Origin of the sequence: Stenotrophomonas sp. CFBP 13718 (assembly GCF_014842145.1) — a bacterium.
In the GTDB taxonomy this organism is placed as follows: Bacteria; Pseudomonadota; Gammaproteobacteria; order Xanthomonadales; family Xanthomonadaceae; genus Stenotrophomonas.
Window position 1 is genome coordinate 73,684 of sequence record NZ_JACYVC010000014.1, and the last position, 14,256, is coordinate 87,939.

At 67.6% G+C, this 14,256-nt stretch carries 12 protein-coding genes; 7 read left to right on the forward strand and 5 right to left on the reverse strand.

Annotated features, from left to right (window positions below; translation table 11 throughout):
- Window positions 1-22 precede the first annotated feature (22 nt).
- The gene (gene tdh, locus IFT58_RS17445; protein WP_188324921.1) at window positions 23-1,057 is read right to left on the reverse strand and encodes an L-threonine 3-dehydrogenase; all 1,035 of its coding nucleotides are present in this window, start codon (window positions 1,055-1,057) and stop codon (window positions 23-25) included.
- 178 nt (window positions 1,058-1,235) lie between these two features.
- Between tdh and IFT58_RS17450 the strand changes: the two genes are divergently transcribed.
- From IFT58_RS17450 to IFT58_RS17480, 7 genes are all read left to right on the forward strand, one after another.
- Window positions 1,236-3,398: a S46 family peptidase gene (locus IFT58_RS17450; protein WP_188324920.1), complete on the forward strand. Its 2,163-nt coding sequence runs from the start codon at window positions 1,236-1,238 to the stop codon at window positions 3,396-3,398.
- 148 nt (window positions 3,399-3,546) lie between these two features.
- Window positions 3,547-4,188, forward strand: coding sequence for a histidine phosphatase family protein (locus IFT58_RS17455; RefSeq protein ID WP_188324919.1), 642 nt, complete (start codon window positions 3,547-3,549; stop codon window positions 4,186-4,188).
- Window positions 4,189-4,215: 27 nt separating this feature from the next.
- Entirely contained in the window at window positions 4,216-5,517 is a 1,302-nt protein-coding gene (gene folC / locus IFT58_RS17460; RefSeq protein WP_192096311.1) for a bifunctional tetrahydrofolate synthase/dihydrofolate synthase, read from the forward strand.
- A gap of 61 nt (window positions 5,518-5,578) precedes the next feature.
- Window positions 5,579-6,610: an SPOR domain-containing protein gene (locus IFT58_RS17465; RefSeq protein ID WP_192096313.1), complete on the forward strand. Its 1,032-nt coding sequence runs from the start codon at window positions 5,579-5,581 to the stop codon at window positions 6,608-6,610.
- A gap of 40 nt (window positions 6,611-6,650) precedes the next feature.
- Window positions 6,651-7,415: a CvpA family protein gene (locus tag IFT58_RS17470; RefSeq protein WP_192080892.1), complete on the forward strand. Its 765-nt coding sequence runs from the start codon at window positions 6,651-6,653 to the stop codon at window positions 7,413-7,415.
- Between the two features lie 68 nt (window positions 7,416-7,483).
- Window positions 7,484-8,950 carry an amidophosphoribosyltransferase gene (gene purF, locus IFT58_RS17475; RefSeq protein ID WP_188324915.1) on the forward strand — a complete coding sequence of 489 codons (1,467 nt, stop codon included), beginning with the start codon at window positions 7,484-7,486 and terminating at the stop codon, window positions 8,948-8,950.
- A 26-nt stretch (window positions 8,951-8,976) separates the two neighbouring features.
- The gene (locus IFT58_RS17480; RefSeq protein WP_192096326.1) at window positions 8,977-9,861 is read left to right on the forward strand and encodes a DUF455 family protein; all 885 of its coding nucleotides are present in this window, start codon (window positions 8,977-8,979) and stop codon (window positions 9,859-9,861) included.
- 61 nt (window positions 9,862-9,922) lie between these two features.
- Here the strand turns inward: IFT58_RS17480 and IFT58_RS17485 are convergent, their stop codons facing one another.
- The 4 genes from IFT58_RS17485 to IFT58_RS17500 form a co-directional block, all read right to left on the reverse strand.
- On the reverse strand, window positions 9,923-11,383 hold the full coding sequence (locus IFT58_RS17485) for a DUF2235 domain-containing protein (protein ID WP_249405742.1): 1,461 nt from the start codon (window positions 11,381-11,383) through the stop codon (window positions 9,923-9,925).
- Between the two features lie 67 nt (window positions 11,384-11,450).
- Window positions 11,451-12,188 (reverse strand): UDP-2,3-diacylglucosamine diphosphatase, encoded by a 738-nt coding sequence (gene lpxH / locus IFT58_RS17490; RefSeq protein WP_192096316.1) that lies wholly within the window; start codon window positions 12,186-12,188, stop codon window positions 11,451-11,453.
- A 62-nt stretch (window positions 12,189-12,250) separates the two neighbouring features.
- On the reverse strand, window positions 12,251-12,790 hold the full coding sequence (locus IFT58_RS17495; protein WP_188324911.1) for a phosphatase PAP2 family protein: 540 nt from the start codon (window positions 12,788-12,790) through the stop codon (window positions 12,251-12,253).
- The gene (locus tag IFT58_RS17500) at window positions 12,771-13,910 is read right to left on the reverse strand and encodes a glycosyltransferase family 1 protein (protein WP_192096318.1); all 1,140 of its coding nucleotides are present in this window, start codon (window positions 13,908-13,910) and stop codon (window positions 12,771-12,773) included. The genes IFT58_RS17495 and IFT58_RS17500 overlap by 20 nt, the downstream gene beginning before the upstream one ends.
- Between the last annotated feature and the right edge of the window lie 346 nt (window positions 13,911-14,256).

Sequence of the window (14,256 nt, forward strand, 5' to 3'; positions counted from 1 at the left end):
TCGGCGCGCTTCGCGCGTCCGATCAGTTCCAGCTGAGCACGACCTTGCCGGCCTTGCCTTCTTCCATCAGGTCGAAGCCCTTCTGGAAGTCATCGATCGGCAGCTGGTGGGTCAGCACCTTGCCCAGCGGGAAGCCGGACAGCACCAGCTGGGTCATCTTGTACCAGGTCTCATACATCTTGCGGCCGTAGATGCCCTGCACGGTCAGGCCCTTGAAGATGATCTTGTCCCAGTCGCAGCCCGCGCCGCGCGGCATGATGCCCAGCATGGCGATCTTGCCGCCGTGGTACATGCAGTCCAGCATGTCGTTGAATGCGCGCGGGTTGCCGCTCATTTCCAGGCCGACATCGAAACCCTCCATGTGCAGGTCCTTCATCACGTCCTTCAGCGACTGGTTGGCCACGTTCACCACGCGCGTAGCGCCCATGTCGGCGGCCAGTTTCAGGCGGAAATCGTTGACGTCGGTCACCACCACGTTGCGTGCGCCGATGTGCTTGCAGATACCGGCGGCGATGATGCCGATCGGGCCGGCGCCGGTGATCAGCACGTCCTCGCCGATCACGTTGAATTCCAGCGCGCAGTGCGCCGCGTTGCCGTAGGGATCGAAGAACGCCGCCAGTTCGGACGGAATCTGGTCCGGAATCGGCCACAGGTTGCTGGCCGGCATCACCATGTACTCGGCGAACGCGCCATTGACGTTGACGCCGATGCCGACGGTGTTGGGGCACAGGTGCGGGCGGCCACCACGGCAGTTACGGCAATGGCCGCAGACGATGTGGCCTTCGGCCGATACCCGCTGGCCGATCTCATAGCCGGTCACCGCACTGCCGAGCGCGGCGACGCGACCGACGAATTCGTGGCCGATGGTCAGGCCGGGCTTGATGGTGCGCTGGCTCCATTCGTCCCACAGGTAGATGTGCAGGTCGGTTCCGCAGATCGCGGTCTTCTCCAGCTTGATCAGCACCTCGTTCGGACCCGGCACCGGCACCGGCACTTCTTCCAGCCAGATGCCCTTGGCGGCTTCGCGCTTGACCAGCGCCTTCATCATTTGTGCCATGGCGGCGGAACTCACAGGGGGAAAGATGGCGCGGATTATAAAGCGGTCGCGCGCTGCGCCATGTTGCAGCGCGGGCTGGCTGGCGCGCGTCCGCAGGGCGGCACCCATGACCTCCGGGCGTCTTCGCCGGGCAGGTTGGCGGCTAGAATCGACGTTTCAATCCTCCAAGGGCCGCTGCATGCGCTCGAATCTGCTCGCTTTCTCCATCGTCGCCAGCCTTGGCCTGGTTCAGGTCGCCCATGCCGCCGAAGGCATGTGGGTGCCGCAGCAGCTGCCGGAAATCGCCGGCCCCCTGCAGAAGGCGGGGCTGAAGCTGTCGGCCGAGCAGTTGGCCGACCTGACCGGCGACCCGATGGGCGCGGTCGTGGCGCTGGGGGGCTGCACGGCCAGCTTCGTCTCCCCGCAGGGCCTGGTGGTCACCAACCACCACTGTGCCTATGGCGCCATCCAGCTGAACTCCACGGCCGAAAAGAACCTCATCAAGGACGGCTTCAATGCGCCGACGACCCGCGATGAGCTGAGCGCGGGCCCGAACGCGCGCGTGTATGTGCTGGACCAGATCACCGACGTCACTGCGCAGGCCAAAGCCGCCATCGCCGCCGCCGGCAAGGACCCCCTGGCGCGCACCCGTGCGCTGGAGGCCTTCGACAAGTCCCAGGTTGCCGCGTGCGAGGCCGACGACGGCTTCCGCTGCCGCCTGTACAGCTTCTCCGGTGGCAACACCTACCAGCTGTTCCGCAACCTGGAAATCAAGGATGTACGCCTGGTCTACGCGCCCCCGGGCAGCGTCGGCAAGTTCGGCGGCGACATCGACAACTGGATGTGGCCGCGCCACACCGGTGACTTCTCGTTCTACCGCGCCTATGTCGGCAAGGACGGCAAGCCGGCGGCCTTCGCGGCCGACAACGTGCCGTACCAGCCCAAGCACTTCCTGAAGTTCGCCGACCAGCCGCTGGGCGCCGATGACTTCGTGATGGTGGCCGGGTATCCGGGCCGCACCAACCGCTATGCGCTGGCCGGCGAGTTCAACGAAACCGCCGACTGGACCTACCCGACCATCGCCCGGCACTACAACGCGGTGCTGAAGCTGATCGAAGATGCCGGCAAGGCCGACGCCGACGTCAAGGTGAAGTACGCCGCCACCGCCGCCAGCATGAACAACGTAGCGAAGAACTACGCCGGTCAGCTGGAAGGCTTCAAGCGCATCGATGCGGCCGGCCAGAAACAGGCCGAAGAGGCGGAGGTACTGGCGTGGCTGAAGAAGCAGGGCACCGCAGGCAAGCCGGCACTGGCTGCGCATGCGCAGCTGATCAAACACCTGGAAGCGGGTCGCAGCACCCGCGAGCGCGACCTGTTCGTCAACCAGTTCAACAGCACCTCCGCCGTCGGATCGGCCATCACCCTGTACCGCACCGCCATCGAGCGCAGCAAGCCGGATGCCGAGCGCGAAGTGGGTTACCAGCAGCGCGACCTGCCGACCATCGAAGGCGGCGTGCGCCAGATGGACCGTCGTTACGTAGCAAAGATGGACCAGCAGCTGCAGCAGTACTGGCTGAGCCAGTACGTGGCCCTGCCGGCGGCGCAGCGCGACAACGAGGTGTTGAACCAGTGGCTGGCCGGCAGCGATGCCAGCGCGGTCAATGCGCTGGTCGGCAAGCTGGGCGGCACCCGCCTGGGCAGCCTGGATGAGCGCCTGAAGTGGCTGAAGGCCGACCGCGCCGCGTTCGAGTCCAGCACCGATCCGGCCATCCAGTACGCCGTGGCGGTGATGCCCGCGCTGCTCAAGCAGGAAGAACAGAAAAAGACCCGTGAAGGCGAATCGCTGAGCGCGCGTCCGCTGTACCTGCAGGCCGTGGCGGACTACAAAAAGAGCCAGGGCGAGTTCGTCTATCCCGATGCCAACCTGTCGCTGCGCATCACCTTCGGCAACGTGATGGGCTATGGCAAGGACGGCGTGAACTACACCCCGTTCACCACCCTGGAAGGCGTAGCCGCCAAGGAAACCGGCGAAGACCCGTTCGACTCGCCCAAGGCCCTGCTGGACGCGGTCAAGGCCAAGCGCTACGGCGGCCTGGAAGACAAGCGGCTGGGCTCGGTACCGGTCAACTTCCTGTCCAACCTGGACATCACCGGCGGCAACTCCGGTTCGCCGGTGCTGGACGCGCACGGCAAGCTGGTCGGTCTGGCCTTCGATGGCAACTGGGAGTCGGTCAGCTCGAACTGGGTGTTCGATCCGATCATGACCCGCATGATCGCCGTGGACAGCCGCTATATGCAGTGGATCATGCAGGAAGTGGCGCCAGCGCCGCAGTTGCTGAAAGAACTGAACCTGGCGCAGTAACCGGGAAGGGCGAGGCGGATCCTGGTGATCCGCCCGCCTGTCGCGCGCGGGCTGCATTCAAGCAGAGCAGGTATCATGGCGCTCCGGCGTGCTTTCACAGGACGTGAACGAATGTCGGACCTCCTCCCCCCAAGGACGTCAAATCCGCATGCGCATCCTGCTTGCCCGTCATGGCGAAACGCCGTGGAACGCCGAAGGCCGTTACCAGGGCCAGATCGATATCCCGTTGTCGCCGATCGGTGAGGCCCAGGCACAAGCCCTTGGTGAACGCCTGAAGTCGATCGACATCACCCGCGCGGTGGCCTCGCCGCTGTCGCGTGCGCAGCACACCGCACAGCTTGCCCTCGGTGCCCGTGCCGACATGCTGCTGACCGAGCCGGACCTGCAGGAAATCGCCCACGGCGAGTGGGAAGGCCTGCTGGCCAGCGAAATCCATGAGAAAGATCCGTCGCGCCTGCGCGCCTGGCGCGAAGAGCCGGATACCGTGCTGATGCCCGGCGGCGAGTCGCTGCGCCTGGTGCTGGATCGCAGCTGGCGTGGCCTGGCCCGTGCCACCGAAGGCCTTGGCGACGAAGACACCCTGCTGGTGGTCGCGCACGACGCGGTGAACCGGGTGATCCTGTGCCGCATCCTCGGGCTGCCGATCAGCCGTCTGTGGAGCTTCCGCCAGGCACCGACCACGTTGAACCTGCTCGAAGGGCCGGACATCGAACAGCTGGAGGTGGTCCGCATGAACGATTGCGCCCACCACACGCCGTTCTTCGGCGAAGCCAAGCACCGCGCGCTCTGATACCTGCACTGAACTGGACGTCCCACCGTGACCGCACTGCCCACTACGCTCGCCGACTGGCTGACCTACATTGAACGCCAGCATCCGGCCACCATCGACATGGGGCTGGAGCGCGTGCGCAGCGTCGCCACGGCGATGCAGCTGGGCGCACCTGCCGCGCGCACGATCACCGTGGGCGGCACCAACGGCAAGGGCTCCACGGTCGCTTTCATCGAGGCCATCGCGCGTGCCGCAGGCTGGAAGACCGGGGCCTACACCTCGCCGCACCTGCTGCGCTACAACGAGCGCGTGCGCATCGACGGCGAAGAGGTCAGCGATGACGCGCTGGTGGCGGCCTTCGCGGCCGTCGAGGCAGCCCGTGGCGCGACCACCCTGACGTACTTCGAATACGGCACGCTGGCCGCGCTGCACCTGTTCGCGCAGGCCGGGCTGGACCTGGCGGTGCTGGAGGTCGGGCTCGGCGGGCGGCTGGACGCGGTCAACCTCATCGACGCCGATGTGGCCGTCATCACCACGGTGGACATCGACCATGCCGAATGGCTGGGCAGCGAGCGCGAGGCGATCGGCAGCGAGAAAGCCGGCATCCTGCGGGCCTGGAAGCCGGCCGTGCTGGGCGAGATCGATCCCCCGTCCAGCGTGCTGCGGCGGGCTTACCTGATCGGCGCCAATGCGATCCGCGCTGGCAGCGACTATTTCAGCGAAGTGCTGGACGACGGCCAGTGGGCATGGCGCGACGTCGCGGTACGGTTGCAGCTGCCAATGCCGGCGCTGGCCGGCCCCGTGCAACTGGCCAATGCCAGTGCGGCCATCGCCGCCCTGCGTTCGCTGGATCGCCCGGACGGCCTGCCGTTGCCGCGCAGTGCGTACGCTGAAGGCGTTGCAGCAGCACGTATCCGTGGCCGCCTGCAGGCAGTCGAACGCGATGGCGCCACGGTGCTGGTGGATGTGGGCCACAACCCGCAGGCCGCCGCCGCACTGGCCCGCGCGCTGACGTCCATGCCCGTTGCCGGACAGACGTTTGCCGTCTATGCAGCGCTGCAGGACAAAGATGCAGTCGGCGTCGTGCAGGCGCTGAGCGAGGTGGTGACGCACTGGACCTTGGCCGGGCTGGACGGCGCACGCGGACAATCCGCCGGCGCGCTGGCCGAGCGCTTGGCCGACACCACTGCCGCCAATGCCGCGCAGGCGCCCCGCGTGGCCGATGCGCTGCAGCAGGTGACCGCGCTGGCGGGTGCGCAGGATCGCATCCTGGTGTTCGGTTCGTTCCATACCGCCGCCGAGGCGCTGCAGTGGCTCGAGCACGCCGAACACGCTCATTCAGCGATCTGAGACGCCGCGTCACCGCGCGGCCGTATAATCATCGGCAGTTCCCACCTGTTGCCTGCCATCCGTGGATACGTCCCTGAAACAGCGTTTGATCGGTGCCATCGTCCTGGTGGCCCTCGCCGTGATTTTCCTGCCGATGCTGGTGACCGGCCCTGCCCGCAACAGCACCGCTGACAGCGTGCCGCTGGAGGTGCCCGGTGCGCCTGCCAATGCGCAGTTTGAAACGCGCGAGCTGCCCCTGGCCGCCCCCACCGGTGGCAACAGTGGCCTGGGCGGCGCTGCGCCGTTGCAGGAGGCGGCCACGGGCGCGCCGCCTGTCGTCGATACCAGCCCGGCCGTTGCCGCGGGCGATTTTGCCGTCAGTTTTGGCGCCTATGCGAGCAAGGCCGATGCTGATGCGGTGATCGCGCACCTGAAGGGCGCGAAGCTGCCGGGTTTCAGTGAACAGACCACCATCAGTGGCAAGCAGGCCTGGCGGGTCCGTGTCGGCCCGTTCGCCGACCGCGCCCAGGCCGAGTCGGCACGCCTGCAGGCAGTGAAGATCCGCAGCGATGTTCGCGCTGAGGTGGTCACGCTGGATGCAGCGTCTGACAGCCCGGCAGCCGCCACGGCGGCCGCGAGGGCGCCGGCTGCCGCAGCGACCACCGCACCGTTGGCGGGCAATCCGGTACAGACGCAGGCCTTGCCGGAAACGGCTCCTTCCGCCGCGACGCCGCCGCCCGCTCCCAAGCCGGCGCCGACGCCTGCCGCAGAGACCAAGGCCGTAGCCGCGAAGGTCGAGCCGAAGCCGGCTGCCAAGCCGGCGGCAGCGCCTGCCGCCGCACCGGAAGTGAAAGCGCCTGCCGCGCCGGCCGCCAGTGGTGTGGGCTTCGCGGTGCAGTTGGGTGCCTTCGCCCAGACGGCCGACGCCAATGCGCTGCGCGACAAAGCGCGCGCTGCAGGGTTCAGTGCCATCGTCGACCAGGTGCGCACCGACAAGGGCACCCTCAGCCGGGTACGTGTCGGTCCGGTCGCCAGCCGTGCCGAGGCCGATCAGTTGAAGGCCCAGGTGGCTTCCCGCATCGGTGTGGCCGGCATGGTCAGACCGCACCCCTGATGACAGACCGTCAGCGCCCCGCCTGCAGGAACCCGATCGCATGATCGACATCGTGCTGGCTGCGCTGATCGCCATCTCCACCTTGCTCGGGTTCGTGCGCGGCTTCGTCGGCATCGTCGTGGGCACGCTGTCCTGGCTGCTGGCCGGGTGGGCCGCCTTCCAGTTCGGCAATCCGGTCGCCCATCTCTGGTCGGCCCCGGCGGCACCCGGTAACGGCCATCTCGTCGGGGGCTACGTCACCGTTTTCGTGGCCGTGCTGGTGGTGGTGACGGTACTCGGCATGCTGCTGCGCACCGGCCTGCGGATGGCCCTGCTGGGCGGCGCCGACCGCATGCTGGGTGGCGCGCTGGGCCTGGTCCGCGGTGGGTTCATCAGTGCGGTACTGCTGCTGATGGCCACATTCACCCCACTCACGGCTGAACCGGTATGGCAGCAGTCCTACCTGCGTGGCGCACTGCAGCCCGTGGTGGGCTGGATGGATGCGCAGCTGCCGGACGTATCCCGGCCGATGCAGAACCTCGAGCGCATGGTGCCAAAGGGGATGCCGTCGTCGCTGGATGGGCTGGTGCCGTCCGGGCTGCCTTCGCTGCCGAAGGACGGTTTGTCACCTTCTGTGCAGAGCCTGTTGGGAAAGCCGACCGCGACAGGCGATAATGGCGTCCTCGGCGAGGTGGTGGCGGGACGCGGATGGCCGCGTAACGTGGACCCGGCCAGGGGCGCGGCGAGCGAGTCCGCGAACGCCCCGGCACTGCCCGCGAACATCGAGTCGGCGCCTGAGCGTCCAGATCCTGCCGCTGTCCCGTAAGGCGGCTCCCCGGCCAGGCACGGCCAACATCCCTGTAGATGGGCAACGCCCAGCGGAGATAACGCAACATGTGTGGCATCGTCGGAATCGTCGGCAACCAGAACGTCGCCGGGCAGCTCTATGACGGCCTGACCGTCCTCCAGCATCGTGGCCAGGACGCGGCAGGCATCGCCACCGTCGATGGCACCCGCCTGCGTGTGCAGAAGGCCAATGGCCTGGTCCGCGACGTGTTCGACGCGCGCACCATGTCCACGCTGGAAGGGCGCGTCGGCATCGCCCACGTGCGGTACCCGACGGCAGGGTCGGAGGGCATGGACGAAGCGCAGCCGTTCTACGTCAACTCGCCGTATGGCATCGCATTGGCCCACAACGGCAACCTGATCAATACCGAAGACCTGCGTCGCCAGGTGTTCGAGCAGGACCGCCGCAACGTCAATACCGATTCGGACAGCGAAGTGCTGCTGAACGTGTTCGCCTACGAACTGGATGCACAGCGCCAGCTGACGCCGGAAGCTGCGATCCGTGCCGTGTCCCACGTGCACCGTCGCTGCAAGGGCGGCTACGCCGTGGTCAGCGTGGTGCTGGGCCTGGGCCTGGTGGCCTTCCGCGATCCGCACGGCATCCGTCCGCTGGTGCTGGGCAAGCGCAGCCACGCCGAAGGCGATGAGTACATCGTGGCCTCCGAATCCGCCGCGTTGGACGTGCTGGGTTTCCAGCGCATCCGCGATGTGCAGCCGGGCGAAGCGCTGGTGATCACCGCGCGCGGCGAGCTGTTCTCCGAGATCTGCTCCGAGCCGGCCGAGCACACCCCGTGCATCTTCGAGTACGTGTACTTCGCTCGTCCCGATTCGATGATCGACAACGTGTCGGTGCACAAGGCGCGCATGCGCATGGGCATCAAGCTGGGCGAGAAGATCCTGCGCCTGCGCCCGGATCACGACATCGACACCATCATTCCGATTCCCGATACCTCACGCGATGCCGCGCTGGAAATTTCCAACACGCTCGGCGTGAAGTACCGCGAAGGCTTCATCAAGAACCGCTACATCGGCCGCACCTTCATCATGCCGGGGCAGGGCGAGCGCGTTAAGTCCGTGCGCCGCAAGCTCAACCCGATCCACCTGGAGTTCCGCAACCGCGTGGTGCTGCTGGTCGATGACTCGATCGTGCGCGGCACCACCAGCCAGCAGATCGTGCAGATGGCGCGCGATGCCGGCGCGCGCAAGGTCTACCTGGCCAGCGCGGCACCGCCGGTGCGCTACCCGAACATCTACGGCATCGACATGCCGGCCGCCGAAGAACTGGTCGCGCACAACCGCAGCGTGGCGGAAATCGAAGCGCACCTGGGTTGCGACTGGCTGATCTACCAGGACATCGAAGACATGGAAGCGGCAGTGCGCGAGGGCAACCCGGCGCTGCAGAACTTCGATTCTTCGTGCTTCAACGGCCATTACCCGACCGGTATCGAGCCGGGCTACTTCGAACGCATCCAGCAGCTGCGCTCGGACGACGCCAAGCACATGCGCCGCGCCTGAACGTGACGGCGGAGGATCTGCAGGGCATCGGCGTGCCCGACGTCGGCGGTGACCTGCTGCGCGCTGCGCAGCAGTGCCTGGCCGAGGCCGATCCGCTGCGCAAGGTCGCGCTGACCCAAGCGTACGCCGCCGCGTTTCGTCGGGGTGCGTTGAAGGTCCCTGCCGATGCGGCACCGCCGGCGCCGATCCGCATGCCGGGTCGGCCGGCGCACCTGCAGCTGGTGCTGCCGCGTGAGGTGCCGCGTCGGCGCCTCGGCAGCAGCGCGGGGCGCGCGGCGTTCATCCATGCCATCGCGCATATCGAGCTCAATGCGATCGATCTGGCCTGGGACGCGGTGTATCGCTTCCGGGGCCTGCCTGCTGCGTTCCATGCCGACTGGGTCAGCTGCGCCGACGACGAATCGCGGCATTTCATGCTGCTGCGCGAGCGGCTGTTGGCCAATGGCCACGACTATGCGGATTTCCCCGCGCACAACGGCCTGTGGCAGATGTGCGAAAAGACTGCCCACGACGGCCTGGCGCGCATGGCCCTGGTGCCGCGCGTGCTCGAAGCGCGCGGCCTGGATGTCACGCCGCTGATGATGGAAAAACTGCGTGCCGCCGGTGACGATGAGACCGCCGACGTGCTGGAGATCATCCTGCGCGAGGAAGTGGCGCATGTTGCCGCGGGATCGCGCTGGTACCGCTGGTACTGCGACAAGGAAGGCGTCGAGCCGCGTTCGCGCTTCAAGGAACTGCTGCAGGAATATGCCGGCGGCTACCTGCATGGCCCGTTCAACATCGAAGCGCGCCTGTTGGCGGGCTTCGATGCGGATGAGCTGGCGAACCTGATCGAACAGGCCGACCACGTCGGGAAACCCGCTGCGCTCGCCGAGCATGGCTCGGCGCTACCAGACCCGCTATCCCGGTAGCGCCGAGCCACGCTCGGCGGAGTGCCGGCCGCGCACGTCGCCCCCACCCCGCGTATGCGCCTCATGCGTTGCGCAACACCACGCGCTTGCCATCGTCGGTTGGCCGGTTGATGTAGAACAGACCTGGGCCCGGGCGGTACGGCAATTCGCTCACTCCCGCATCGGCGGCATAGGTCAGCGCGGTGTCTCCCAGCGCATCGAAGTTCCAATGCGCGGACTGCATCACGTAGCGCTGTTTCAGCAGCGTTTCCTGTGCTGCATCCAGGTGGTCTCCACGCAACAGCGTCGCGGCGATGCCGTCCAGTTCCGTCGGCAGCGCCCACGCCGGCACGTCCTCTGGCGAACGCGCCCAGCGGACGCCCGCCGCCGCCGCGCGGGCATGCATCACGCGCAGCGCCACCAGCTGGTAGCGCCAGTCGATGGGACGTTTGAGCACAACGGCCGAGTACACGTACAAGGTTGGCGTGGGCAGGGCGCTGCGGCTGCCCGCTTGGCGCTGGCGCAGCCACTGGTGCCAGGTATCCACCCAGATCGTGCGTGCATCCAGTTGCAGCTGTTGCCGCCACCGTGCAGCCGCCTGCTCGGCGCGCTGGTGGCTGGCCGTGGCCTGCAACCACGCCAGATCCGGCGTGGCGAACTCGGCAAATGGATGCCGTCGCACCTGTTCGCTGCGCGGCCGGGTCAGCAGCTTCGGCCCTTCTTCAGTCTGGTCGTAACCGCCGCCGATGTTGGCATGCACGCCAGGCAACAGCCGCTCTTCGTGCTCCGGCGCCACCGTGGTCAAGGTGAAATGGTGGCGATGCTCATCGCGTGCGACGAGCTGCAGCACCTTGCCGGCGATGCCGGTGGGCAGGGACAGGCGCGGCGGCTGCTCCGTACGCCGCCCGCGGATGGCCGCCACGGTGTCGAACAGACCGATGAAGCCGATCACCGGACGCGGCAGCGCGAACGCCGGATCCACCCGCAGCCCGGCCTCGCGCAGCAGGCCCAGCCAGTGCGCGGCGTCCCAGGCCGCGATCTGGTTGGCGACATCGCGTGCAGCAGCGGCGCCGCGCGAATACCCGAACAGGTCCACCCGGATGGCCTGCACCGGTGCGGTCCAGCGCCGGGCGAGCTGCGCCAGCGCCGTGGGCAGCTGCGTCTCCAGCGCGCGGCGGACCTTGGCCTTCACCCCCGTCGCGCCGACCCCGAACGCCAGGCCGATCAGATCATCGGGTTGGCCATCACGGGTACCGGTGCCTTCGGTGTACAGCGCAATGCTCGGGGTGATGGCATCGGCGTGCCGTCCATCGGGATACAGCGCATGCAGGCGCGCGACGTTGGTCAGGCCGTTGTCGAAGCTGCTGGTGAGGCGGCTGTTGTAAGGCGAGGCATCATCCGCACGCAGGTTGGCCGGCAGCGCGGTGGGCGGGGCACGCGCCGCAGCGGGGCGCAGGGAAAGATTGTGGGCGTTGTTGCGCGTGCCATCGAAGAACAGGCCGATCGTCAGCAGGCCTGCCTGCGCGTGTCCGTCGTTGCTCATCATTGACCCCTCCGTACCGCGACAGTAGCGCGGCGCCGCGCGGGAGGGAACTTCAACGCCAGCGGGATTACAGGCGCTGCAGCGCCATCTCACCCGCGGTGACGCGCAGCACCGACCCCTGCTCGTACCAGTCACCCAGCACGATGCGGGTGCATGGGTGTCCTCCCACGTCCAACGTATGCACCGCCGGGCGGTGGGTGTGGCCATGGATCATCGTACTCACGCCGTAGCGGACGAAGGTCGCCTGCACTTCATCCGGCGCCACATCGGTGACGGTCTCGAACTGCGCGCGGTCACCCTGCTTCATCTCCGACTGACGGCTCTGGCTGGCATCACGCGCCTTCTGCGCGAAGGCAATGCGCGCCGCCAACGGCTGCGCGAGGAACTGCGCCTGGAAGGCCGGGTCGCGGGTCTGCGCACGGAACTGCTGGTAGGGAAGGTCATCGGTGCACAGCAGGTCGCCGTGCTGCAGCAGCACGGGCTTGCCGTACAGATCGATCACGCAGGGGTCGGGCAGTATCCGCATGCCCGCGCGCGCGGCATAGGCCTCGCCGAGCAGGAAGTCCCGGTTGCCCCGGATGAAGTAGACCGGGACCCCGGCATCGGCCACTGCTTTCAGCGCGATGGCCACGGCATCCGCAGCAGCCGAGGGCGTGTCATCGCCGATCCAGGCCTCGAACAGGTCACCCAGGACGTACAGCGCGTCGGCCGTCATGGCCTCCTTGCGCAGGAAGGCGAGGAACAGGTCAGTGATGGCCGGACGGCTGGCATCCAGATGCAGGTCGGCAATGAACAACGTAGTCATGCCGTCATTCTACCGTCGGTGGCTGGATGGTGAAGTGGATGCCCGCGGGAGCCGGTGTGCGTCTACACCGACAGCGGCAACCAGGCCAGGCTGGCCCACGCCAGCAGCCCGGCGATGCCGGTCGCCGCCAACACGTCGCTGGGATAGTGCAGTCCGAGCACCACGCGTGATGCCGCCACGCACAGGGTGAACGGCACCAGCAGCGGTGCCAGCCACGGGTAGTACGCCAGCGCCACGATGGTGAAAGACACCGCGTGCAGCGTGTGCCCGGACGGAAAACTGAACTCGTCCAGCGGCGCCACCCATGCGCGGATGCGCAGGTCGGCCTTGTACGGACGCGGACGCCGGGTCCAGCGCTTCAGGCCTTTGTAGAGCAGCAGGGCGGCCAGCCCAGTCGCCGCCATGTGGGTACTGGCGCGCAGTCCGTCCATGCCGTCCACCAGCACCAGCGCGCCCATCAGCACATACCAGAACACGCCATCGCCCAGCCGGCTGATCGACGCGAACACGGAGCGGATGCGGCGACGGCGGCAGTAAAGATTGGCCCGCCGGCACCAGCGGGTCTCGCGGCCAAGCAACAGATCAAGCGGCGTGGTGCGCATGGAGCCTCCGGGCGTGGGCAAGTTCGGCGAGCAGGGCATCGAACTCAGCGACAACGTGCTGGGGATGCAGGCGTTTCATGTCCCGTGCGGCCTGGCCGCCCAATGTGCGGCGCAGTGCATCGTCGCCCGCCAGTCGCAGCGTCGCCTCGATGAACTGCTCGTCGATGTCCACCGAGGCCCCGTTCTCGCCATTGCGCAGGTACTCGCGGGCCGCACCGTAGTCGAACGCGACCGTGGCGACGCCGCTGGCCATGGCTTCCAGCGTCACGTTGCCGAAGGTTTCGCTGCGGCTGGGAAACAGAAACAGATCACCGCTGGCGAAGTGACGCGACAGCGCTTCGCCGCGCTGCACGCCGCAGAACAGGAAATCTGGATTCTCATGGGCCAGCTTGGCACGCGCCGGCCCGTCGCCGACGAACACGAAGCGCGCTTTCGGACGCAGCTGCTGCAGGCGCCGGAACGCCTTCACCGCCAGGCCGAGGTTCTTTTCCGCGGCGATGCGCCCCACGTAGATGGCGGCGAATCCCGTACCGTCGATGCCCCAGTCTTCGCGCAGCGCCGGGTCGCGCTTGGCCGGATCGAACTGCTGGCTGTCCACCGCCCGGGCCAGCAGGCGGACCCGCTCGAAGCCTTCGCCCGTGAGGAACTCCTGCAGCTCGCGGGTGGGCACGAGGGTGGCGTCTGCCTGGTTATGGAATCGCCGCATCCAGCGCAGCGCAGCGGCCTGCAACCAGGCCACGCCGTAGTCGGGCAGGTATTCGTCGAAGCGCGTATGGAAGCCGGTGGCGACCGGGATGCCCAGCCGCCGTGCGCAGCGCAGTGCCGACCAGCCCAGTGGGCCTTCGGTGGCGATGTAGATCGCATCGGGGCGCTGTGCCTGCCAATGGCGCCCCAACCGGAGCGGTGCAGGCAGACCGAAGCGTAGGCCGGGGTAACGCGGCAGGGCCGCACCGGGCACCAGGAACGTGCCGTCCAGCGGTGCGCTGTCAGCCACCTGGCGAGGCCGGATCAGGTCCACCTCATGGCCGGCCTGGCGCAGGCCCAGTTCCAGCCCCTGCACGGTCAGGGCCACGCCGTTGACTTCCGGAGGATAGGTCTCGGTGACGATCGCGTAGCGCATGGGGCTCTCCCGTTTGTGGGCATGCTGTGCGCTGGCCATGTCCCTGCCGTGACCGCATTGCGACCGTCGCATGACGGGTGGTGGGTCGAACGGGGTGAACCCCCTCGCGGCGGGCTCTGGTGCTGGGCTGAGTTTGGGCCGGGCGGTGGGGCTGTGCGGGGGACGCGCACAAGTACGTCCATGTAGCGCTCGTTTCGCGCCATCCATGGCGCTCAACGCCCCCGCCCAGCCCCACCGCCCGGCCCTTGACAGGTTCCCGTGGCCGCCCGCCGCGTATGAAAAAAGAAGAAAAGCGGTAGCGCCGACCCATGGTCGGCGGAATGGTTCCGCCAACGGCCCGCTGCGC

Excerpts from the sequence above, each read along its gene's own strand:
- IFT58_RS17495 (WP_188324911.1), bottom strand. The coding sequence starts at position 12,790 with ATGCGCACCACGCCGCTTGATCTGTTGCTTGGCCGCGAGACCCGCTGG.
- IFT58_RS17455 (WP_188324919.1), top strand. The coding sequence starts at position 3,547 with ATGCGCATCCTGCTTGCCCGTCATGGCGAAACGCCGTGGAACGCCGAA.
- IFT58_RS17485 (WP_249405742.1), bottom strand. The coding sequence starts at position 11,383 with ATGAGCAACGACGGACACGCGCAGGCAGGCCTGCTGACGATCGGCCTG.
- IFT58_RS17470 (WP_192080892.1), top strand. The coding sequence starts at position 6,651 with ATGATCGACATCGTGCTGGCTGCGCTGATCGCCATCTCCACCTTGCTC.
- purF (WP_188324915.1), top strand. The coding sequence starts at position 7,484 with ATGTGTGGCATCGTCGGAATCGTCGGCAACCAGAACGTCGCCGGGCAG.
- IFT58_RS17450 (WP_188324920.1), top strand. The coding sequence starts at position 1,236 with ATGCGCTCGAATCTGCTCGCTTTCTCCATCGTCGCCAGCCTTGGCCTG.
- IFT58_RS17500 (WP_192096318.1), bottom strand. The coding sequence starts at position 13,910 with ATGCGCTACGCGATCGTCACCGAGACCTATCCTCCGGAAGTCAACGGC.
- tdh (WP_188324921.1), bottom strand. The coding sequence starts at position 1,057 with ATGGCACAAATGATGAAGGCGCTGGTCAAGCGCGAAGCCGCCAAGGGC.
- lpxH (WP_192096316.1), bottom strand. The coding sequence starts at position 12,188 with ATGACTACGTTGTTCATTGCCGACCTGCATCTGGATGCCAGCCGTCCG.